This is a genomic window from Xanthomonas sontii, from assembly GCF_040529055.1.
In the GTDB taxonomy this organism is placed as follows: Bacteria; Pseudomonadota; Gammaproteobacteria; order Xanthomonadales; family Xanthomonadaceae; genus Xanthomonas_A; species Xanthomonas_A sontii.
Genome location: NZ_CP132342.1, coordinates 1,013,121 through 1,033,887, shown reverse-complemented (window position 1 = coordinate 1,033,887; position 20,767 = coordinate 1,013,121). Strand labels below are relative to the sequence as shown.

The following is a 20,767-nucleotide window of genomic DNA, read 5'->3' as shown; positions in this document are numbered from 1 at the left end:
CGATGACCGACGAAATCCCGATCACGCCTCGCCGTTCCACACGCTGGATCTGGTTGCTGCTGGTGCTCGCCACGCTGGCCGCGCTGGCGTTCGCCGGCTGGCGTGGCTGGGACTGGTGGCAGGCGCGCAGCGCGCGCGAACTGGCCCAGCAGTCGGACCTGCAGCAGCAACTGCAGGCCTTGCAGCAGGCCCAGGACAGCCTGCGCCGCGACCAGCGCGCCACCGCGCAGCGGCTCCAGGACGCGGCCAGCACCAACCGCGTGCTGCGCGACGAAATGCTCGGCCTGAGCCAGCGCAGCGCGCTGCTGGAGGCCAATGTCGCCAAGCTCGCCGATTCCAACCGTCACGGCGCGCAGGCGCTGCGCCTGGACGAGGTCGAACTGCTGCTCAACCAGGGCCAGCAGCGCCTGCTGCTGGCCGGCGATGCGGCCGGCGCGCGGCGTGCCTACGCGCTGGCCAGCGGTGTGCTGGACGGCATCGACGATCCGCAATTCCTCAACCTGCGCCAGGCGCTGCTGCAGGAACGCACCGCGCTGGACGCGCTGGGCGACGGGCCGCAGGCACGCCTGGCGGCGCAGCTGGATGCCTTCGCCGCCAGCCTGGACAAGCTGCCGACGCAATTGCCGGAGAGCGCGCAGCAGCCGCTGTGGCAGCGCCTGCTGGCGCCGCTGGTGAAGATCCGCCCCTCGCAGGGCGGCGTGCTGGCCGCCGGCTCGGAGCGCGTGGCCGCCCACGACGCGCTGCAGCTCGACCTGACCCTGGCGCGCGCGGCGCTGGAACGCGGCGACACGCGTGGCTATCGCAGCGCCCTGGCCGGCGCCGGGCGCTGGCTGTCGCGGCTGTGGCCGGAGTCGCCGCAGCTGCGCGAACGCCGCGCCGCGCTGCGCACCCTGGCCAATGCCGATCTGCGCCCGACCATTCCCGAACTCGGAACCACCCTGCAACAGTTGCGCGCGATGCGCGACGCAAGGAGCCCGTCATGAAATCCCTTCGTTCCCTGATCGTGCTGTTGATCGTCATCGCGCTGGGCGTGATCGGTGCGCAATGGCTGGGGCAGGACCAGGTGCGCCAGCTCGGCGAGGTGATCGTGCGCGTCGGCGGCACTGACTACATCGCCTCGCTGCCGCAGGCCTCGCTGCTGCTGGTGATCGCGTTCCTGGCGCTGTGGCTGGTGTGGAACGTGCTCAGCTTCCCGTTCCGCGCCTGGGGCCGGCGCCGCCGCAAGCAGTCGCGCGCGCGCCTGCTCGACGGCCTGGCCGCCGCCCACGCCGGCCAGTGGACACGGGCCGAGAAGCAGCTCAACGCCGCCGCCGAAGACCCCGAGGTCAGCGCCATCGCCCTGATCGCCGCGGTACGCGCGGCCGATGCGCGCGGCGACCGCGAGGCCACCGAGCGCCACCTGCGGCGCCTGGCCGAACGCGATGCCGCGGCGCATGCACTGCTGCTGGCCGAACTGCATCTGGAGCAGCAGCGCCCGGTCGATGCGATCAATGCGTTGGACGTGGCCGCGGCGCAGCCGCTGCCGCCGCGCGGGCTGTTGCTGCGCACCGAGGCACTGACCCGCATCGGTCGTGCCGGCGAGGCCTACGGCCAGCTCGGCGCGATCCGCCAGCAGCAGGCGCTGCCGCTGGAGGCGATCGCCACGCTGGAAACGCGCCTGGCCGCGGCCTCGCTGGACCAGGCCGCCGATGCCAATGCCCTGGCCGAGCGCTGGGAGAGCCTGCCCAAATCGCTGCGCAGCGAGCCGGCGGTGGTCGCCGCCTACGCGGTGCGCGCGGCCGCCCTGCGCTGGGACGATGCGGCGCTGCGCAGCCTGGAGCAGGCGCTGGACACGCGCTGGGACGAAGGCCTGGCCGCGCTGTACGGGCGCCTGCCGGTGGAGAAGTACGATTCGCGCCGCGCCAGCGCGCAGCGCTGGCTGCAGGCGCATCCGGACAGCCCGGCGCTGCTGCTGACCCTGGCGCGTCTGGCCAGCCGCCAGCAGCAGTGGCCGCAGGCCGAGGAATTCCTGCACCGCGCGCTGGCGCTGGGTGCGGGCGCCGAGGCCTGGGAAGTGTTCGGCGACGGCTATGCCGACGCCGGCGACATGCTCGCGGCGCAGCGCTGCTACGCCAATGCGCTGCGCGTGCAGCGCGGCGACATCGCGCAGCCGCTGCCCGAGCCGGTCGCACCGGTGACCCCGATCGCGCCGGCGCCGGACAGCACGGAACGCCGCGACGACCATGGGTTCCCGCGGCTGGAGGGTTGAGTCCGTCCCGGTGTTGTCAGAGATGGCCGAGCCTGCAAGACCAGACCGGGCACGCTGATCCGCGGCGAAAGCGCGTCATGGGCTGCTTCCGGACGCGGCAGCGCACGCGCATCGCTCCTGCGCCGATCAGCGAAGAGGAGCACGGCAGAAGGCCTGGGCCGCGTCGTGTGCCCAGGCCGGCGGCGCGCCGGTCATCGCATCCGAAGCTAGGCCGGCCGCGTCCGGCCGCTCAGCGCCGCAAGGCCGGCGGCAGCGCAGGCAGGCGCGCCAGGAACGCGGGTGCCAGGCCCTTGTAGCGCGCGTAGCGCTCGTCCATGCGCCGCGGCACCAGGATGCGCGCGCCGAACATGCCCCAGATCAGCATGACCAGGAACACGGCGCCTCCCAGCCAGAACCCACTCTCGCCGCCGACGGCGAATCCCAGCAGCGGGCCAACCAGAAAGGCACCGGCGATCAACAGGATGTACCGGTTGCGCCGACGCCGATGCGCCGCGCACATCCCGAGCACATGGCTGCTGCGCTTGCGCGCGACCAGCGCCGCGATCGCATAGACCAGGATGCTCACCAGGATCAGCGCGTACCAGCCCGGCGCGTGCCAGTAGAAGGTGCGCTTCTTGAGTTCGTCGTTGCCCAGCGCGGCCCCGCACTTCACGCAGTGCGGCGGGAACGGCGCATCGCGCAGGCACAGCAAATCCGTGCCATCGCGCCACAACGTCTCGCCCGGCAACGGCGGCGGCAGGCTGGACGGACTGGCGACGCTGGGCGCCTGGTACGGATTGAAACTGCCCTGCTCGGTCATGGCCTGCGCCCCCTGCGCGCCGTGTCGCCCGCGTGGCGCAGGCGAATCGGCGGGCATGGTAGCGCGACGGATGCGGCGCGGTCAGCGCCGGGGCGGCGCCGCAGGGCCGAAGGCCGTGGCGCGGCGCACGCCGGCACGAGTGCCAGCGCGCGGTGACGCTCAGCGTTCGACGATCGCCACCACGCCCATGCCGCCGGCGGTGCAGATGGAGATCAGCGCGCGGCCGCCGCCGCGTTCGACCAGTTGCTTGGCGACGGTGGCGACGATGCGCGCGCCGGTCGCGGCGAACGGATGGCCGGTGGCCAGCGATGAGCCCACCGGGTTGATCTTGGCCGGATCGATCTGCCCCAGCGGCGCATCCAGGCCGAGCCGGGTGCGGCAGTAATCCTCGCTCTCCCAGGCACGCAGGGTGCACAGCACCTGCGCGGCGAAGGCCTCGTGGATCTCGTAGATGTCGAAGTCCTGCAGGCGCAGACCGTGGCGCTTGAGCATCTCCGGCACGGCCACGGTCGGCGCCATCAACAGGCCTTCGCCGTGCACGAAATCCATCGCCGACACCTGCGCATCGCGCAGATAGGCCATCGGCACGTGGCCATGCGCCTGCGCCCATTCTTCCGAGGCCAGCAACACCGCGGCGGCGCCGTCGGTCAGCGGCGTCGAGTTGGCCGCGGTCAGGGTGCCGCGGCCGCTGACCTTGTCGAAGGCCGGCTTCAGCGTGGCCAGCTTCTCCAGGGAGGTATCCGCGCGCAGGATGTTGTCGCGCTCCACGCCGCGGAAGGGCGCGATCAGGTCGGCGAAGAAGCCGCGCTCGTAGGCGGCGGCCAGCTTGTGGTGCGAGGACACCGCCCAGGCGTCCTGCGAATCGCGCGAGATGTTCCACTGCTTGGCCATGTCCTCGCAGTGGTCGCCCATGCTCTTGCCGGTGCGCGGCTCGGCCACGCCCGGGAACTCGGGCTTGAGCTCGGCGAACTTGAAGCCGCGGGTCAGCGCGCGCAGCTTGTCGCCGGTGTTCTTGGCGCGGTTGGCCGCAAGAAGCCGCGCGCGCAGCTTCTTGCCGTAGACGATCGGCACCTCGGAGGTGGTGTCCGAACCGCCGCCGATGCCCGACTCGATCTGCCCCAGCGCGATCTTGTTGGCGACGGTGATGATGCTGTCCAGGCTGGTGCCGCAGGCGCGCTGCAGGGTGATGCCCGGAGTCAGCGGCGACAGCCCGGAGGACAGCGCCGCCTCGCGGCCCAGGTTCCAGTCGCTGGAATGCTTGATCACCGCGCCCATCGCCACTTCGCCCAGCTGCTGCCCGTGCAGCCCGTAACGCTCGACCAGCGCGCCCAGCGTGCGCACCGACATGCCGAGGTTCCCGACATCCGCATACGCCGTGTTCTGCCGGCAAAACGGAATGCGGACGCCGCCGAGAATGGCGACGGGACGGGCTGCTGGCATGGGATTACCTCGCGCGAGGGGAGTCGGGGACATGGCCTGTACGGTAGCGCAGGCATAATGAAGCGAGTGTAGCTATGCGCCCGCGACGGGCCAACCGCCAATCCCATGACCCAAGCCTCCGCCACTCGCCACGCCCACGGGGTCATCGCCCTGGAATTGTCCTCCGGGCGCGAACCGGCGCACCCGGCGCTGCCGCATGCGCAGGCCGCCGAACTGGCCGAGAAGGTCGGCCGCGACCTGGCGCAACTGGTGCCGGCGGTGCGCGAACTGGAACTGAGCCTGGCCGGCGCGCATTTCGACCCGGCCGAAGCGTTGCGTCCGGGCTGGCCGCTGCACCGGCGCCTGGAGGAACTCGCCGCCCGCGCGCCCGGCCGCGCCGAAGGCCCGCGACTGCTGGCCTTCGGCACCGATGCCGACGGCAGCGTGCCGCTGCCGTTCCAGGCCGACGCCGGCCTGCGCGGCGGCGCATTGCGGGTGGTGCCGTTCCTGCTCAGCGGCCCGGCCGACACCGTGCAGGCGGTGGCCGAAGCGCTGGAGGACGTGTTGCTGGCGCAGGGCATGGCGCAGGCCGATACCGCGCTGCTCGCGCAGCAGGGCTTTGGCGCGGAGATCGAGCACGCCCGCTACCTGACCGGCCACGACCTGGCAGCGATGATGTCGATGCAGTACGACAACCAGGGCCTGGCGCCGCTGTGGCCGTTGATCGAGACCGCGCTGCTGGCGCCGGACCAGGAAGAATGGCTGCAGGCCCCGCCGGAGCCGCTGCTGCGCTACCGCGAAGGCGAGGTGCGCATGGCGCTGTTCGACCCGGCCAGCTGGTGCGCGCACTACGCCTACGACCGCCAGGACTGCGAACGCCTGCAGCGGGTCTACGAGCAGTACCTGGCGCGCCAGCGGCAACTGGCCGCGGTGCTCGAGGCCCACGGCCTGCCGGTGCTGTACGTGCATTGCGAGAGCGGGCAGGACGCCAAGCAGGCGTTGCTGGCGGCCTGAGCCGCGTCAGCACCTCCACTGGCGTGTCACCGCCCGAAAGGAGCAAGCGGGCCAGCGGTGGACTCCGGCAGGCGCAGTTGGAGAGAGAACGCGATACCGGGCTGACGCAGCGACAGGTGGCCGCAACGGCATGTCGCAGCATCCACGGCGCTGGCCTGGCACCGCGGGGTTGCAGCAGTGCAGACGAACTTGATTTCCAGCAGGGACATCCATGCACACCGTGTTGACCGTGGACGCGCTGTGCGCGCGCCAACAGGCGGGCGAACACCTCAAGTTCGTCCACTTCTGGGGGCATACGCCGAAACAGCCCGGCGCCATCGACCGCAGTTGTTTCAGCCAATGGTTCGAGGCGCCGTTCGTGCTCGATTCGGTGACCTACCTCACCGCCGAGCATTACATGATGGCCGGCAAGGCGCGGCTGTTCGGCGACCATGCCGCCTGTGCCCGCATTCTGGCCGCCGCGCATCCCGGAGAAGCCAAGGCGATCGGGCGGGAGATCCAGGGTTTCGATGAATCCACCTGGCGCGATGCCCGCATGCAGTTGGTCATCGCGGGCAACCTGGGCAAATTCGGCCAGCACGCGGCGCTGAAGACCTCCTGCTCGGGACCGGCGACAGGGTGCTGGTCGAAGCCAGTCCGGTCGATCGGATCTGGGGCATCGGCCTGGCGGCGGACGACCCGCGCGCCGCCGATCCCACGACGTGGCAGGGCGAGAACCTGCTGGGCTTCGCCCTGATGGAGGTCCGCCGGCGACTGGCGGAATCAGATCCTCGCTGAGCGCGACACACGATGCCGCTCTGCTTCATGCAGCCTCGATCCGGCGCGACTGGAGCCACTTTCCGGATATCAGCGGATCCAGGAAGCGAAAGACAGCGGCGCCCGCAACACGGATGCCGCCATCGCGAATGTCATCCAGCGTGCACTTACTGCGCCGGCGCGGCCGCCGCGTCGCCCTTGATCACGCCACAGGCCAGGCGGCCGCCGGCGTTGCCGGTGGGCTGGCTCTTGTAGTCGTCCGGGTCGGCGTGGACGATCACCGCGTGGTTGAGGATGTCGAAGCCGTCGCCCTTGCCGATGTTGACGTTGTTGGACACCGCCGCATCGATGGTCGCCTTGCCCTCGGCGTCGGCCTTGAGATTGGGCATGTCGCCGCCGTGGTGCGGATCGCTGCCGACCTGGCCGTGCTCGGTCTTGGCCGGGTTGAAGTGGCCGCCGGCACTGCTGCCGTCCGGCGCGCTGCAGTCGCCGAACTCGTGGATGTGGAAGCCGTGTTCGCTGTTGGGCTTGAGCCCGGTGATGGTGCCGGTGACGTGCACCGCGCCGTCGACGGTGGTGAACTTGACCTCGCCGGCCACTTCGTTGCCCTGGGTCGGGCTGAGCGCGGCGCTGGCGCTGCCGGTGGCGTTGGTCGCGGCCGGCGGTGCGCTCGCGGCCGGGGCGGCGGCGGGTTCGGGGGTCGCCGCCGGGGTGGAGGCGGGTTCTTCGCGCTTGCAGGCGCTCAGCGCCAGGGTGGTGGCCAGGAACAGCAGACTGGGAAGGGTACGACGCACGGGGGTTCTCCTTCGTTGCAGAGCCGCGGAATGCGGACGGACCTCCCAGGCGGACCCGGGCGGAAGTAGCGATGCGAGGTCAGCGCAGCGGGCGGATCACGCCGCAGGCCACGCGCGCGCCGGCATTGCCGGCCGGCTGACTGTGGTAATCATCGGGATCTGCGTGTGCCACCAATGCGCGGCCGACAATATCGTTGGCCGCGCCGCCGCCGAGCACCACGCCGTGCAGCAGCACGTCGATCTGCGCGGTGCCATCGGCCGTGGCGTTGAGGTTGTCCATGTCGCCGGCGTGGTGCGGGCCGCTGCCGGCGCGGCCGTGCGGCGCGCCGAGCGGATTGAAGTGGCCGCCGGCGCTGCTGGCATCGGCCGCGCTGCAATCGCCGCGCTCATGCACGTGGAAGGCAAAGCTGTGGTTGGGCTGCAGGCCGCCGAGGGTGCCGGTGATGCGCACGCCACCGGGGGCGGCGACCAGCGACAGCTTGCCGCTGACCAGACTGCCGGAGGCCGGCGCCAGCACGGCCTGCGCCTGCTGCACGGTGCCGGCACTGGCCAGCGGCGGCGCCTTGGGCGGCGGCGGCGGGGCCTTGGGCGGCGCGCTGCTGCACGCGGCCAGCATCAACAAGGCACTCGCGGCGAGGGGCAATCCGTAACGCATCGACATCGACTCCTGTGGCAGGGCGAAACTAGAGGGGCGGCCGTGCAGACCCCATGAAGGTGCACGGGGCGCAGTCTAATCGGGCGGGATTGGGGATTGGGGATTGGGGATTCGCAAGAGCGTAGCGCCAGGCGGTTCGGCGCAATGACCTGCGACGTCATGCCGCAACACGCGCCGCATGCAGCGGGCGAGATCCGACCGGACGTGGGGCCTCGCCGTTGCGAATCCCCAATCCCGGCTCTCAACAGCCGCAGGCTGGTCATTCCCGATCCCGCGCTTCAGCGCCGCCGCCGCCCCGGCCCCAGCTTGCGGGTGACGGTGTTACGGCCCACGCCCAGGCGGGCGGCGGCTTCGGCGCGGCGGCCCTGGGTGAAGCGCAGCGCCACTTCCAGCAGCGCCTTGTCGAAGCGTTCGCGGGCCTCGGCGTGCAGGCCCTCGGCGCCGTCGGACAGGCGCTGCTGCGCCCAGGCCGACAGTTGCGTGTCCCACTCTCCGCCGTCGCCGCTGCGCTCGCGGCGGCCGCCGCGCAGCAGGGCGGCCTCGACGTCGCCGGCATCGATGATCTCCGCCGGCGCCAGCGCGGCCAGGCGCCAGCACACGTTCTCCAGTTCGCGCACGTTGCCCGGCCACGGATAGGCGCGCAGCGCGTCCAGCGCCGCCGGCGCCAGCCGCTTGGGCGGGGTGTCGAGCTTGCGCGCGGCCATCGCCAGGAAGTTCTCGGCCAGTTGCGGCACGTCGGCGCGACGCTCGCGCAGCGGCGGCAACTGCAATCGCACCACGTCCAGGCGGTGCAACAGGTCGGCGCGGAAGCGGCCCTGTTCGACCAGCGCTTCCAGATCCTGGTGGGTGGCGGCGATGACCCGCACGTCGACCCGGATCAGTTCGCGCCCGCCGACGCGGAAGAACTCGTTCTCGGCCAGCACGCGCAGCAGCCGGGTCTGCAGCGGCAGCGGCATGTCGCCGATTTCGTCCAGGAACAGGGTGCCGCCGTCGGCCTGCTCGAAGCGACCGATGTGGCGGCGCTGCGCGCCGGTGAAGGCGCCGGCCTCGTGGCCGAACAGTTCGCTCTCCAGCAGTTCGGCCGGGATCGCCGCGGTGTTGAGCGCGACGAACGGTTTGCGCGCGCGCGGCGACTCGGTGTGCAGCGCGTGCGCGACCAGTTCCTTGCCGGTGCCGGTCTCGCCGTTGATCAGCACCGACAGCGGCGCCTGCGCCAGCCGGCCGATGGCACGGAACAGCGCGCGCATCGCCGGGGTGTCGCCGATCAGTTCGGTGCTGCCCTGCCCGGCCGGCGCCACTGGCGGTGCCGCGGCGATGGCGCTGCCGGCATCGGGCAGCGCGCGTGCGGCCAGCGCCACCGCATCGTCCAGGTCGAACGGCTTGGATAGGAACTCGTGGGCGCCGCCGCGGAACGCGCCGGCGGTGCTGGCCACGTCGGTGTAGGCGGACATCACGATCACCGGCAGTTGCGGGTGCGCGGCCTTGAGCTTGTCCAGCAGCACCAGACCGTCGTCGCCGGGCATGCGCACGTCGGTGAACAGCAGGTCGGGCATGGGCCGCTGCGCCAGCGCCTGCAGCGCGGCGGCGGCGCTGTCGAAGCCGTCGACGCTGTAGCCGGCGTCGCGCAGCGCGGTGGACAGCACGAAGCGCACCGAACGGTCGTCGTCGACCACCCAGATACGTTGCGTTCCTTGCAGGGAGTCGGTCATCGCAGTGCTCCTAATCGGTGTCCGCTGCGCGCTGCGGCAGCAGCAGGGTGAACACGGTGTGGCCGGGGCGGGAGCGGTAGGTCAGCGAGCCGGCATGCTCGCGCGCCACCTGCTGGGCCAGCGCCAGGCCCAGGCCGCTGCCTTCGGCGCGGCCGCTGACCAGCGGCAGGAACAGGTGCTCGGCCAGTTCCTCGGGTACGCCGCGGCCGTCGTCGACGATCTCCAGGCGCAGGCCGCGCGCGTGCACGCGGTCGCGGATGCGCTGGCCGTGCTCGACGCGGGTGCGCAAGGTGACCTGCGCGGCGCCGGCCTGGATCGCGTTGCGCACCAGGTTCCACACCGCCTGGGTGAGGCGGTCGGCATCGCCGAGGAATTCGGGGATGCTGGGGTCGTAGTCGCGTTGCAGGCGCACCGACCAGCCGCCTTCGTTCTCGGCCAGGCGCAGCACCCGTTCCAGCACGGCGTGGATGTTGAGCATGGCGTGCGGGCGTGCCGGCGCCGGCGACAGCAACTGGTCGAGCAGGCTGTTGAGGCGCTCGATCTCCGCGCCGATCAGTTCGATCAGTTCGCGCTCGTCCTCGTCGCGGTGCTGGGCGCGGCGCGCCAGCAGCTGCGCGGCGCCCTTGAGCCCGGCCAGCGGATTGCGCAGTTCGTGGGCCAGGCCCTTGAGCGCCGCGCTGAGCGCGTTCGGCAGGGCCTGCGCCGGGTCCGGCGTGGGGAACTCGTCGACCGGGTGCGCTTCCAGCAGCCAGCCGCCGTCGTCCAGCCGCGACAGCCAGCCTTCGGCGAAGCGCGGCGGCTCGCCGGGCACGGCCAGGGCCATGCGGTGCAGGCGCAGCACGTCGCGCTCGTCGTTGCGCAGGAACCGTGCGAGCGCATCGCCCTGCACTTCCAGCGAGGCCAGCGGCTGGTCGAGCAGGCGCCGCACGCTGACCCCGAGCCAGCGCGCGAAAGCGGGATTGGCGCCGCGCAGGCGGCCGTCGGTATCAGCCCAGACCACCGGGGTGCCAAGGGCGGAAAGCGGGGGCGGCGTGGTGTTCATGGTCATTGCACCAATGTAGTGCAAAGCCAGGCAGGCGACACGGGCATGCGGCGCATGACGCGGCCGCTGCCCTTGCGGATGGCGCGTCGCGCAGCCGCCTGACGACCAGTGGGTGGTGCCACCCGGCCCTGCATCACGACGCAACCAGGAATCTTGCGGAAAGCCGGGGGTGTGGCGAGGCGAATGGCCACGCGGAATACCTCGATCTTTTGAGAATGGCCGGCGCTTCCCCCCAGGAAGCGCCGGCGAAGGCCGCGGTCGCGAGGGCCGGCCACCAGCACCGGTCACACTCACTGCGACAAGGCCCGCGACCGCCGTCGCGGGCCGGCGAAACTCACAACTCGTAGGCGGATTCGCCATGCGAGGTGATGTCCAGGCCCTCGCGCTCGGCGTCTTCCGGCACGCGCAGGCCGATCACCAGCTTGGCGATCAGGAAGCCGACCACCGAGACCACGCCGATCCAGCCGACGGTGATCAGCACGCCTTCGGCCTGCACCAGCACCTGGTGGCCCATGGTCACGCCCTCGGCGTAGCCCATGCCACCCAGCGCCTTGTCGGTGAACACGCCGGTGAGGATCGCGCCGACGATGCCGCCGACGCCGTGCACGCCGAACACGTCCAGGGTGTCGTCGGCATTGAGCAGCTTCTTCAGCCCGGTCACGCCCCACACGCAGATCACGCCGGCGGCCACGCCGATGGCGATGGCGCCGAACGGCCCCACGGTGCCGGCGGCGGGGGTGATGCCGACCAGGCCGGCGACCATGCCCGAGGCCACGCCCAGCGCCGAGGACTTGCCCTTGATCACCTTCTCGGTCAGCGACCAGGCCAGCACCGCCGCGGCGGTGGCCAGCAGGGTGTTGAGGAAGGCCAGTGCGGCGGTGGCGTTGGCTTCCAGCGCCGAGCCGGCGTTGAAGCCGAACCAGCCCACCCACAGCAGCGAGGCGCCGACGAAGGTCAGGGTCACGTTGTGCGGCTTCAGCGCGGTGTGGCCGAAGCCCAGGCGCTTGCCGACGAAGTAGGACCCGACCAGACCGGCCACGCCGGCGTTGATGTGGACCACCGTGCCGCCGGCGAAGTCCAGCGCGCCCTTGCCGAACAGGAAGCCCGGGGCCGACCACACCATGTGCGCCAGCGGCAGGTAGCCGAAGGTGAACCAGATGACCACGAACAGCAGCACCGCGGCGAACTTCACCCGCTCGGCGAAGGCGCCGACGATCAGCGCGCCGGTGATGCCGGCAAAGGTCAACTGGAAGGCGACGAACACGTACTCCGGCAGCTTGAAGCCCTTGGAGAAGGTGTCGGCCAGCGTGGTGGTGTCGACGCCGGCCAGCAGCGCCTTGTGCAGCGTGCCGATGAACGGACCGCCGTCGGCGAACGCCAGGCTGTAGCCGTACACCACCCACAGCACCGCGATCAGCGAGAACACCACGCCGACCTGGATCAGCACCGACAGCACGTTCTTGGCGCGGACCATGCCGCCGTAGAACAGCGCCAGGCCGGGCACCACCATCAGCAGCACCAGCAGCGTGGAGGTGAGCATCCAGGCGACGTCGCCCTTGTCCACCACCGGCGCCGGCGTGGCCGCGGCTGCGGCCGGCGCGGCGGCCGGTGCAGGCGGCGGCGTCAGTTGTTCGGTGACCACGTCCGGCGTCGGCGCCGGGGTGGTTTCGGCCTGGGCGAACGCCTTGCCGGGGATGCCGACCGCCATCGCGCTGACCAGCATCAGCATGCATACCGCGTAGAACCGGGCCTTCCACCCGGCGAACAGACCTGTCTTCATGAAGGGCTCCAAGGTGGGGTTAGAGCGCATCGGCGCCGATTTCGCCGGTACGGATGCGGACGACCTGCTCGATGGCGTTGACGAAGATCTTGCCGTCGCCGATCTTGCCGGTGCCGGCCGCGCCCTGGATCGCCTCGACCACGGCATCCAGACGCTCGTCGGTCACCACGGTCTCGATCTTGATCTTGGGCAGGAAGTCGACGACGTACTCGGCACCGCGATACAACTCGGTGTGGCCCTTCTGCCGACCGAAGCCCTTGACCTCGGTGACGGTGATGCCGGACACCCCAGCCTGCGACAAGGCCTCGCGGACCTCGTCGAGCTTGAATGGCCGGATGATGGCGGTGATCAGTTTCATGCGCATACCCCGTTGGTGGAAGGAACCGGCCGCCGAAGGCCGACCGGCACTGGGCCCATCGACCGCGCCGCGAACGGCGCGGGTGCTGCTGCGCGATGCGTTCCGTGGATCACGCCGTGGCCCACCGCACCCAAGGTGCGGCGGCGACGGCGACGTGGGAGGGAACGTGGCCCACGGCACGCAAGCGCTCTGTTGCGCGGTCCATCCCCTGGACACTCGATGACGCGATGGTGGGCGCGGACCACCTGCGCGGCTCCCCAGCCGGGCAGGTGGCGGCGATGGCGAAGGAGGGAGGGGAAGCCTTCGCCATCGCCGCGCGTGGAACTCAGTTGGCGTAGTACAGCTGGTATTCCAGCGGGTGCGTGGCCGCGCGGAACTTGGTCACTTCCTGCATCTTCAGCGCGATGTAGCCGTCGATGAAGTCGTCGGTGAACACGCCGCCGGCCTTGAGGAACTCGCGGTCGGCGTCCAGCGCTTCCAGCGCCTGGTCGAGGCTGGAGCACACCTGCGGGATCTGCTTCTCTTCTTCCGGCGGCAGGTCGTACAGGTCCTTGTCGCTGGGCGCGCCCGGGTCGATCTGGTTCTTGATGCCGTCCAGGCCGGCCATCATCAGCGCGGCGAAGGTCAGGTAGCCGGACTGCAGCGGATCCGGGAAGCGGATCTCGATGCGGCGCGCCTTCGGGTTGGACACCCACGGAATGCGGCACGAGGCCGAACGGTTGCGCGCCGAGTAGGCCAGCATCACCGGCGCCTCGAAGCCCGGGACCAGACGCTTGTAGCTGTTGGTGCCGGAATTGGTGAAGGCGTTGATCGCCTTGGCGTGCTTGAAGATGCCGCCGATGTACCACAGCGCCATCTGCGACAGGCCGCCGTAGCCGTCGCCGGAGAACAGGTTGGTGCCGCCCTTGGCCAGCGACTGGTGCACGTGCATGCCCGAGCCGTTGTCGCCGACGATCGGCTTGGGCATGAAGGTCGCGGTCTTGCCGTTGCGGTAGGCGACGTTCTTGATGATGTACTTCATCATCATCAGCTCGTCGGCCTTCTTCACCAGCGAGTTGAACTTGGTGCCGATCTCGCACTGGCCGGCGGTGGCCACTTCGTGGTGGTGCACTTCGACTTCGATGCCGACCTGCTCCAGGGTCTTGCACATCTCGGCGCGCAGGTCCTGCAGCGAGTCGGTCGGCGGCACCGGGAAGTAGCCGCCCTTGACCGCCGGGCGGTAGCCGCTGTTGCCGCCTTCGATCTTGCTGCCGCTGCTCCAGGCCGCTTCTTCCGAATCGATCTTGAAGAAGGTGTGGCCCATCTCGTTGCCGAAGCGCACGCCGTCGAAGATGAAGAATTCCGGCTCCGGGCCGAAGAACGCCTGGTCGGCGATGCCGCTGGACTTCAGGTAGGCCTCGGCGCGCTTGGCCACGCCGCGCGGGTCGCGGCCGTAGCTCTGCATGGTGGCCGGGTCGAGGATGTCGCAGGTCAGCACCAGGGTCGGATCGGCCATGAACGGATCGACGAAGGCGGTGTCGGCGTCGGGCAGCAGGACCATGTCCGACTCGTTGATGCCCTTCCAGCCGGCGATCGAGCTGCCGTCGAACATCTTGCCTTCCTCGAACAGCGCCGGCTCGATGATGCTGACCGGGAAGGTGACGTGCTGCTGCACGCCGCGCATGTCGACGAAGCGCAGGTCGACGAACTCGATCTTGTTGTCCTTGACCAGCTTCTCAATAGTTTCCGCAGACATTCGATGCAACCTCGGGTTGTGAAGGGCGTGGGCGAGTATCAGCAATCGCCATGCCAAGCGTGTGGCACTCACAAGCCCTTGATTCTGCTGAAGCGTGCACGCGAAGGATGCAAATGCACTGCACTTTCGTGGTGCATTCACACCTGAACGCACCAAATTTGTGCGGAAGGCGGATGCTCTATCCTTGCGCAGCTTCCCCTCCCCCAAAGCGACCCTCTCCTCCATGAGCGATCTGTTGTCGGCCCTGCTGCTGGGCATCATCGAAGGCCTGACCGAATTCCTGCCCATCTCCAGCACCGGGCACCTGTTGATCGCCGAGCGCTGGCTCGGCCACCGGTCCGACTTCTTCAACATCGTGATCCAGGCCGGCGCGATCCTGGCCACCACCCTGGTGTTCCGGCAGCGCCTGTGGGACCTGGCCACCGGCCTGGGCGACCGCGCCAACCGCGACTACGCCTTCAAGCTGGGCGCCGCCTTCCTGGTGACCGCGGTGGTCGGTCTCATCGTCCGCAAGGCCGGCTGGCAGTTGCCGGACAGCGTGCAGCCGGTGGCGTGGGCGTTGGTGATCGGCGGCGTGTGGATGCTGGTGGCCGAGTACTTCGCTGCGCGCATGCCGGAGCGCGAGACGGTGACCTGGACGGTGGCCATCGCGGTCGGCCTGGCGCAGGTGGTGGCCGGCGTGTTCCCCGGCACCTCGCGCTCGGCGGCGACGATCTTCCTGGCGATGCTGCTGGGCCTGAGCAAGCGCTCGGCCGCGGCCGAGTTCGCCTTCTTGGTCGGCATTCCGACCATGTTCGCGGCCAGCGCGTATTCGTTCCTGGAGCTGTACAAGGACGGCGGCCTGGGCAGCGAGAACTGGGGCGACGTGGCCCTGGCCTTCGTCGCCTCGATGGTCACCGGCTTTGTAGTGGTGAAGTGGCTGCTGGGCTACATCAAGTCGCACCGCTTCACCGCCTTCGCGGTGTACCGCATCGTGCTGGGCGCGGCGCTGCTGCTGTGGTTGCCGGCGGCGTGAGGGGTTGAGTCGGCGAGGCGCTGCGCGCTCCTTACCCTCACCCCAACCCCTCTCCCGGCGGGAGAGGGGCTTTGGCTTCTCCCTTCTCCCATCGGGAGAAGGTGCCCCGAAGGGGCGGATGAGGGTACGGGCGGAGCCTCGCAATGTCAGATCGGGCTAAGCGCTTCGCGCGCCGGACCCTCACCCCAACCCCTCTCCCGGCGGGAGAGGGGCTTTGGCTTTTCCCTTCTCCCGTCGGGAGAAGGTGCCCCAAAGGGGCGGATGAGGGTACGGGCGAAGCCTCGCAATGTCAGATCGGCGAGGCGCTGCGCGCCCCGACCCTCACCCCAACCCCTCTCCCGGCGGGAGAGGGGCTCTGGCTCTTCCCTTCTCCCCCCCCGGGAGAAGGTGCCCCGCAGGGGCGGATGAGGGTGCGGGCGAAGCCTCGCAATGACAGATCGGCGAGGCGCTTCGCGCGCCGGACCCTCACCCCAACCCCTCTCCCGGCGGGAGAGGGGCTTTATGGCTCACTTCGCCGCCGGATTGAGGCTGTAGGTGCCGTGCAGGCTGGCTTCGGCCAGCACGTGGCCCTGCATCGCGCGCAAGGCGTCGGCGGCGGTGAAGCGTGCCGGCACGTCCAGGCGCGCCACATCCAGGGCGAACAGGCGGAAGAAGTAGCGGTGCACACGCAGGTCGTTGGCCGGCGGATACGGGCCGTCGTAGCCGTGGTAGTCGCCCCCCATCGCCGCGTCGCCGGCGAACCAGTCGGTGTAGCTGTTCAGTCCCTGCCGCGCGCCGTCCAGGCCGGGCGGTTGCTGCTTGCCCTTGGCCACCACGCCGTCGCTGGCGCTGCCTTCGGCGATCTCGCGCAGGTCGGCGGGCAGGTCCACCGCCACCCAATGCACGAATTCGGTGCGCGGTTGTTCGACCGGGATCTGCACGTCGTCGCGGCCGACCATCTCGGCCACGGTCGGCACGTCCGGATCGACGCACAGCAGCACGAAGGACTGGGTGCCGGCCGGCACCGCGTCCCAGGCGAGGTCGGGATTGCGGTTGCCGCCGAAGCCGTCGGCCTGGCCCATCGCGTAGGTCGCGGCGATGGGCTGACCCGGCTGGATACTGTCACTGCGAAGACGCATGCGTGAATCTCCTTGGGGAATCAGGTTTCAGGGTAGCCAAGGCGCACCGCCACCGGCGTCAGCAGCGCGAAGGCGGCGGCCAGCGGCGTGGCGTAGGCGCGCCAGTGGCCGGCGGCCAGGCGCGGCGGGCCGACCGTGGCGATGGTCGGGAACGCCACGCCGAACGCCTGCTCCAGCGCCGCCGCCACGCCGGCCGGATCGTGCTCGGTGCCGTCCAGGCGCACCAGGTGGTGCGGATACAGATCCTGTTCGTGCAGGTCGGCGACCTGCGCCAACACCGCCGCCAGCCATTGCGCGCCGGTCTCCGGCGAGGCCAGGGCCAGCGGCGCCGGGGCACCGTTGGCCAGCCAGTCCAGCAGCATGTCGCGCGGGTCGCGCAGCACCACCAGCAGCCGCCCTTCCGGCAGGTGCGGGCGCAGCGCGCGCAGCAGCGCGTTGTCCCACCACAGCAGCCAGTCGACGACGTTGCCGTCGGCGACGCCGCGCGCCGGCAATTGCGCGCGCCACTCCGCGACCAGCGCCGCGCCGTCCAGGGCGCCGCTGTCCAGTTCCTCGACGCTGCGGAAGCGCTGCAGGCCGTCGGTCGGCGGCTGCGGGCCGAAGCGGTCGCCGCGCAGCACCGGGCTGGCCGCATCGATCACCGCGATCACCCGCTCCACGCCGCTGCCCGGCGGACCCCAGACGAACAGCGGGCGGGCCTGGTTCTGCGGGTCGACACTGCCCAGCGGCGGCCACTGCGCCGGGGCCTGGCCCAGCGGCGGCAGCGGCAGGCGATGCGGCAACTGTTCCTCCTGGAAGGCCACCCAGGTCGCCAGCGCGTCGTCCGGGCGCCCGGCCGCATCCTGCACCGCCGCCAGCCAGGGCCGCACCACGGTGCGGTCGCGTTCGGGCATGCGCTGCATCAGGCCGCGCACGTGGTCGATGGCGGCGTCGTGCTCGCCGCGCTCCAGCAGCGCCTCGACCAGGCGTTCCTCGCCGCTGAGCCGGCCCGGTTCCAGCGCCACGATGCGCTGCGCCACGGCCTCGCCCTGGTCGCGTTCGCCGGCCATGTCGTGCACCCGCAGCTGCGCTTCCAGCGCCGGCACGTGCGCCGGCATCGCCGCCTGCCAGCGCGCGATCAGCGCGCGTGCCTCGGGGCCGCCCACCGGCTCCAGCGCCAGCCGGGCCAGCCACAGGTCGTGGGCGTCGGTGGTGGTGGCCAGCGCCGCTTCCAGGGTGGCGCGGGCATCGTCGATCGTGCCCAGCCGCTGCCAGGCGATCAGCGCGGCGTGCAGGGTGCGGCGGTCGGCCGGGGCCACCGCCAGGGTGCGGCGCAGGTGGTCCAGCGCCTCGGCCGGGCGGTCGGCCTGCAGGGCGTATTCGCCGGCCAGCCGGCGCATGTTGGCGGTATCGCCGGCCGGAGCGGCCAGCACCGCCTCCAGCGCGGTGATGGCGTCGTCCAGGCGGCCCTGGCGGTAGGCCAACTGCGCGACCAGCGCCATCATCGCCGCGCCGGTGCCCGGGGTGAGCGCGGCGACGCGGCGGAACGCGGTCTCGGCGAAGGCGAAGTGCTGCTTGTCCAGGTAGGCGAAACCCAGCGCGTAGAGCAGGCGCGGATCGTCCGGCAGCGCGTTGCTGGCGCGCGCGAGCAGCGCCAGCGCGCGGTCGGCGTCGCCGCGGCGCAGCGCCAGCATGCCGTCCACGCCGAGCAGTTGCGGATGTTCCGGCTGCAGGCGCGCGGCGGTGCGGCTGAGCCGCTCCACTTCGTCCAGGTCGCCGCGGCCCAGCGCCAGATGCGCGCGCATCACGTAGGCGAGGAATTCGTTGGGATCCAGCGCCGCGGTCTGCGCCAGTGCGTCCTCGGCCTGGGCCAGGTCGTTGGCGCTGACCAGCATGCCGGCGTGCAGCAGGTGCAGGCTGGCGTCTTCCGGCGCCAGCGCGATCGCGCGGCCGATGCTGTCCAGTGCGGCGGCGGTCTCGCCGTGCTGCTGCTGCGCCAGCGCCAGCCAGCGGAAGGCCTGCGGGTCGTCGGCGGCCTCGGCGGCCCAGGTCTGGGCGAGACGCAGCGCGTCGGCGGTGTCCTGGCGGCGCAGGGCGTCGAGAATGGGCTGGTGCATGTGGGTCCGGCTTCGGGGCAAACCCGCATTGTAGCGGGAGCATCGGGCCGCCCCGCGGTGGCACCTGCGTCCGCGCGGCGTGCACACCGGGCGCATCGGGCCTCGCTGGGAGCGGCCGTGCCGCCGACGCTGCGGGGGACTGAGGCCACGCGGCGGCGAGGCGCGCCGAACATGCCGGGCTGCGCAGATGACTCGGTGCGCCGGGCAGCGCTACGTGGCGGCGGCGGTGATGGTGCGGGAACGGCGGAAGGAGCATCGACGCGTGCCACACCCGGGAATCCCGGTGCGCCCACCTTGCCGACCGCCTGCCGCACGCCGGCGCGGGCGAGGTCGCCCGCCGGCCTGCGCGCAACGCCGCTTAGGCCTCCACCAGCCCCTCGGTCAGCCGTTCGGCCACCCAGCGTTCGGCGAAGCCGTCGCCGCGCGCGTTCTCGATGAAGCCGCAATGCCCGCCCCAGCGGGCGATCTCCAGCCGCGCGAGGTCGGGCAGGCGCCAGCTGCGGAAGTCGTCCAGGGGGATCACCGGGTCGTCCTCGGCCATCAGGATGTCGGCCGGCACGCGCAGGCCTTGCAGGCGCTCGCCGGCGATGCAGTAGCTGTCGAAATAGGCGTCCAGGCTGGCGAAGCCGGCATGGCGCTCGGCCAGCCAGGCCATCAGCCCGCGCATGTCCAGCGCCAGGGTGGCGTCGTCGTAGCCGTGGCGGTCGGGGAACAGTTCGCGCTTGCGCAGCAGCGACTCGCGCCACTTGCGGCGGAAATACCAGTCGTAGAACTGCGGGCCGTTCTCGATCCGCTGCATGGTGGTGGCCGGGTCCAGCAACGGGCACACCGCGGCCACGTGCTGCAGCGGCAGCCCCGCCGCCGGCGCGCGCAGCGCCAGGCGCAGGGCGAAGTTGCCGCCCAGCGAGTAGCCGGCGGCGAGCAGGGTCGGCGCCGGGAAGCGCCGCCACAGGTCGCAGGCGGCGTTGACCACTTCGTCCAGCCGCTCGGAGTGGAACAGGTCCACGTTGAGGTGGTGGGTGCCGCCATGGTCGCGGAAGTTGAGCCGGAACACCTGGTAGCCCAGCGCCAGCATCTTCGCCGCGGTCAGGCGCATGTAGCTGGAATCGGCGCTGCCTTCCCAGCCGTGCAGCAGCAGCACGGTGCCGCGCGGCGCTTCGCCGGCCGGCACGCTGAGCCAGCCCTGCAGGCGCACGCCATCGCCGCCGTCGAGGATGTGCGAGGTGGTGGTGGCGCCGCTGGCGGCGAGCAACTGTTCGCCACGGCGCACGCGCAGCAGGCTGGAACCCAGTACCGATTGGACGTGCGGGTTGCGCAGCCAGCGAGGGGGGGAGTAATCGGTTGCGTTCATGGGCAGCGAGCTTGCACCCGTCGACTGGAGTAATCGGTCAGGCGCGGCGTGGTCGGTGTCCCGGTGTTCAGGGTTGTGCCATCGCCGTGACGATGCGCGCACGCGAGATCTCGGCGATGCGACGGCGCCCTTCCACGTCCTGCAGCCGGATCGGCTCCAGGAAATGCACCTCGGCCACCCGCCCCGGTTCGCCGAGCAGACGCAGGAAGTTGGCGAAGAAACTCTCGTGCGGACCGAACGCGACGATTTGCTGCGCAGAGCCGCCGGCACCGTAGCGCAGCGCCACCGGCTGCACCGCCACCTCGGCCTCGACCGCGGCCTGGAAGATGCGCGCATGGAACGGCCCCACGTCCTGGCCGCTGCGGGTGCGCCCTTCCGGGAACACGCCGACCGAGCAGCCGGAGCGCAGCCGCTCCAGCATCGCCTGCAATACCCCGCCCAGCGACTCGGTGCTGCCGCGCTGGTGGAAGATGGTCTGCCCGCGCGCGGCCAGCCAGCCGACCAGCGGCCAGCCGGCGATCTCGCGCTTGGCGACGAAGCCCATCATGCGCTGGCTGTGCAGCATCACGATGTCGATCCAGCTGACATGGTTGGCGACGAACAGCACCGGATTGGGCAGCGGCGCGCCGATGCGGCGCACGCGCAGGCCGAAGATGCGCAGCAGCCAGGTCGACCACCAGCAGACCATGCGGTCGCCGAAGGATTCGGTGCCGGCGCGGCCGGGCGACAGCGCCATGCACACCAGCAGGAACGGCAGCGACAACAGCACGTGCAACGCCAGCAGCGGCACGCGGTAGCCGTAACGAACCCAGCGCAGCGCCCCACCGTATTGGCGCATGGCGGGTGGGGAGAACTCGCTCATTCGAACAAGGGTACCG

Annotated in this window: 17 protein-coding genes and 1 pseudogene; 5 read left to right on the top strand and 13 right to left on the bottom strand. The window is 71.1% G+C overall.

The annotated features are described in order from the left end of the window. Window positions 1–2: 2 nt before the first annotated feature. Together RAB70_RS04395 and RAB70_RS04390 are read left to right on the top strand one after the other, a co-directional pair. Complete coding sequence (locus RAB70_RS04395; RefSeq protein ID WP_017908650.1) at window positions 3–983, top strand: uroporphyrinogen-III C-methyltransferase; 981 nt, start codon at window positions 3–5, stop codon at window positions 981–983. Continuing rightward, a complete protein-coding gene (locus RAB70_RS04390; protein WP_148830357.1) occupies window positions 980–2,248 on the top strand; it encodes a heme biosynthesis HemY N-terminal domain-containing protein in 1,269 nt (422 codons plus the stop codon). Before RAB70_RS04395 ends, RAB70_RS04390 begins: the two co-directional genes overlap by 4 nt. Window positions 2,249–2,477: 229 nt before the next feature. On the opposite strand, the gene RAB70_RS04385 is transcribed toward RAB70_RS04390, so the two are convergent. Both RAB70_RS04385 and RAB70_RS04380 read right to left on the bottom strand, forming a co-directional pair. Continuing rightward, the gene (locus RAB70_RS04385; RefSeq protein WP_148830358.1) at window positions 2,478–3,047 is read right to left on the bottom strand and encodes a hypothetical protein; all 570 of its coding nucleotides are present in this window, start codon (window positions 3,045–3,047) and stop codon (window positions 2,478–2,480) included. A gap of 159 nt (window positions 3,048–3,206) precedes the next feature. After that, a complete protein-coding gene (locus RAB70_RS04380; protein WP_148830359.1) occupies window positions 3,207–4,487 on the bottom strand; it encodes an acetyl-CoA C-acetyltransferase in 1,281 nt (426 codons plus the stop codon). Between the two features lie 105 nt (window positions 4,488–4,592). Here RAB70_RS04380 and RAB70_RS04375 point away from each other — a divergent pair, with 105 nt between their 5' ends. Next, a complete protein-coding gene (locus RAB70_RS04375; protein ID WP_148830360.1) occupies window positions 4,593–5,480 on the top strand; it encodes a hypothetical protein in 888 nt (295 codons plus the stop codon). Window positions 5,481–5,691: 211 nt separating this feature from the next. Continuing rightward, window positions 5,692–6,257: pseudogene (locus RAB70_RS04370) on the top strand (NADAR family protein). 146 nt (window positions 6,258–6,403) lie between these two features. Here the strand turns inward: RAB70_RS04370 and RAB70_RS04365 are convergent. The 7 genes from RAB70_RS04365 to glnA form a co-directional block, all read right to left on the bottom strand. Then, window positions 6,404–7,030, bottom strand: coding sequence for a superoxide dismutase family protein (locus tag RAB70_RS04365; protein WP_265531112.1), 627 nt, complete (start codon window positions 7,028–7,030; stop codon window positions 6,404–6,406). Window positions 7,031–7,109: 79 nt separating this feature from the next. Then, on the bottom strand, window positions 7,110–7,685 hold the full coding sequence (locus RAB70_RS04360; protein ID WP_265531109.1) for a superoxide dismutase family protein: 576 nt from the start codon (window positions 7,683–7,685) through the stop codon (window positions 7,110–7,112). Window positions 7,686–7,963: 278 nt separating this feature from the next. Beyond that, the gene (gene ntrC / locus RAB70_RS04355) at window positions 7,964–9,394 is read right to left on the bottom strand and encodes a nitrogen regulation protein NR(I) (RefSeq protein ID WP_017908905.1); all 1,431 of its coding nucleotides are present in this window, start codon (window positions 9,392–9,394) and stop codon (window positions 7,964–7,966) included. Between the two features lie 10 nt (window positions 9,395–9,404). Then, window positions 9,405–10,442 carry a nitrogen regulation protein NR(II) gene (locus RAB70_RS04350; RefSeq protein ID WP_170268086.1) on the bottom strand — a complete coding sequence of 346 codons (1,038 nt, stop codon included), beginning with the start codon at window positions 10,440–10,442 and terminating at the stop codon, window positions 9,405–9,407. Between the two features lie 328 nt (window positions 10,443–10,770). Further along, a complete protein-coding gene (gene amt / locus RAB70_RS04345) occupies window positions 10,771–12,216 on the bottom strand; it encodes an ammonium transporter (protein WP_170268085.1) in 1,446 nt (481 codons plus the stop codon). Between the two features lie 19 nt (window positions 12,217–12,235). Beyond that, entirely contained in the window at window positions 12,236–12,574 is a 339-nt protein-coding gene (locus tag RAB70_RS04340) for a P-II family nitrogen regulator (RefSeq protein WP_148829405.1), read from the bottom strand. Window positions 12,575–12,899: 325 nt separating this feature from the next. Further along, window positions 12,900–14,309, bottom strand: a complete 1,410-nt coding sequence (gene glnA / locus RAB70_RS04335; protein ID WP_017908900.1) for a type I glutamate--ammonia ligase — start codon at window positions 14,307–14,309, stop codon at window positions 12,900–12,902. A gap of 223 nt (window positions 14,310–14,532) precedes the next feature. On the opposite strand from glnA, the gene RAB70_RS04330 reads away from it, so the two are divergent. Continuing rightward, the gene (locus RAB70_RS04330; protein WP_017908899.1) at window positions 14,533–15,324 is read left to right on the top strand and encodes an undecaprenyl-diphosphate phosphatase; all 792 of its coding nucleotides are present in this window, start codon (window positions 14,533–14,535) and stop codon (window positions 15,322–15,324) included. Window positions 15,325–15,830: 506 nt separating this feature from the next. Here the strand turns inward: RAB70_RS04330 and RAB70_RS04325 are convergent. The 4 genes from RAB70_RS04325 to RAB70_RS04310 form a co-directional block, all read right to left on the bottom strand. After that, window positions 15,831–16,442, bottom strand: coding sequence for a YbhB/YbcL family Raf kinase inhibitor-like protein (locus RAB70_RS04325; RefSeq protein WP_148829424.1), 612 nt, complete (start codon window positions 16,440–16,442; stop codon window positions 15,831–15,833). A 20-nt stretch (window positions 16,443–16,462) separates the two neighbouring features. After that, entirely contained in the window at window positions 16,463–18,538 is a 2,076-nt protein-coding gene (locus RAB70_RS04320) for a tetratricopeptide repeat protein (RefSeq protein ID WP_148829425.1), read from the bottom strand. 358 nt (window positions 18,539–18,896) lie between these two features. Next, a complete protein-coding gene (locus tag RAB70_RS04315; RefSeq protein ID WP_017915141.1) occupies window positions 18,897–19,889 on the bottom strand; it encodes a YheT family hydrolase in 993 nt (330 codons plus the stop codon). 67 nt (window positions 19,890–19,956) lie between these two features. After that, the gene (locus RAB70_RS04310) at window positions 19,957–20,751 is read right to left on the bottom strand and encodes a 1-acyl-sn-glycerol-3-phosphate acyltransferase (RefSeq protein ID WP_019801786.1); all 795 of its coding nucleotides are present in this window, start codon (window positions 20,749–20,751) and stop codon (window positions 19,957–19,959) included. Window positions 20,752–20,767 lie beyond the last annotated feature (16 nt).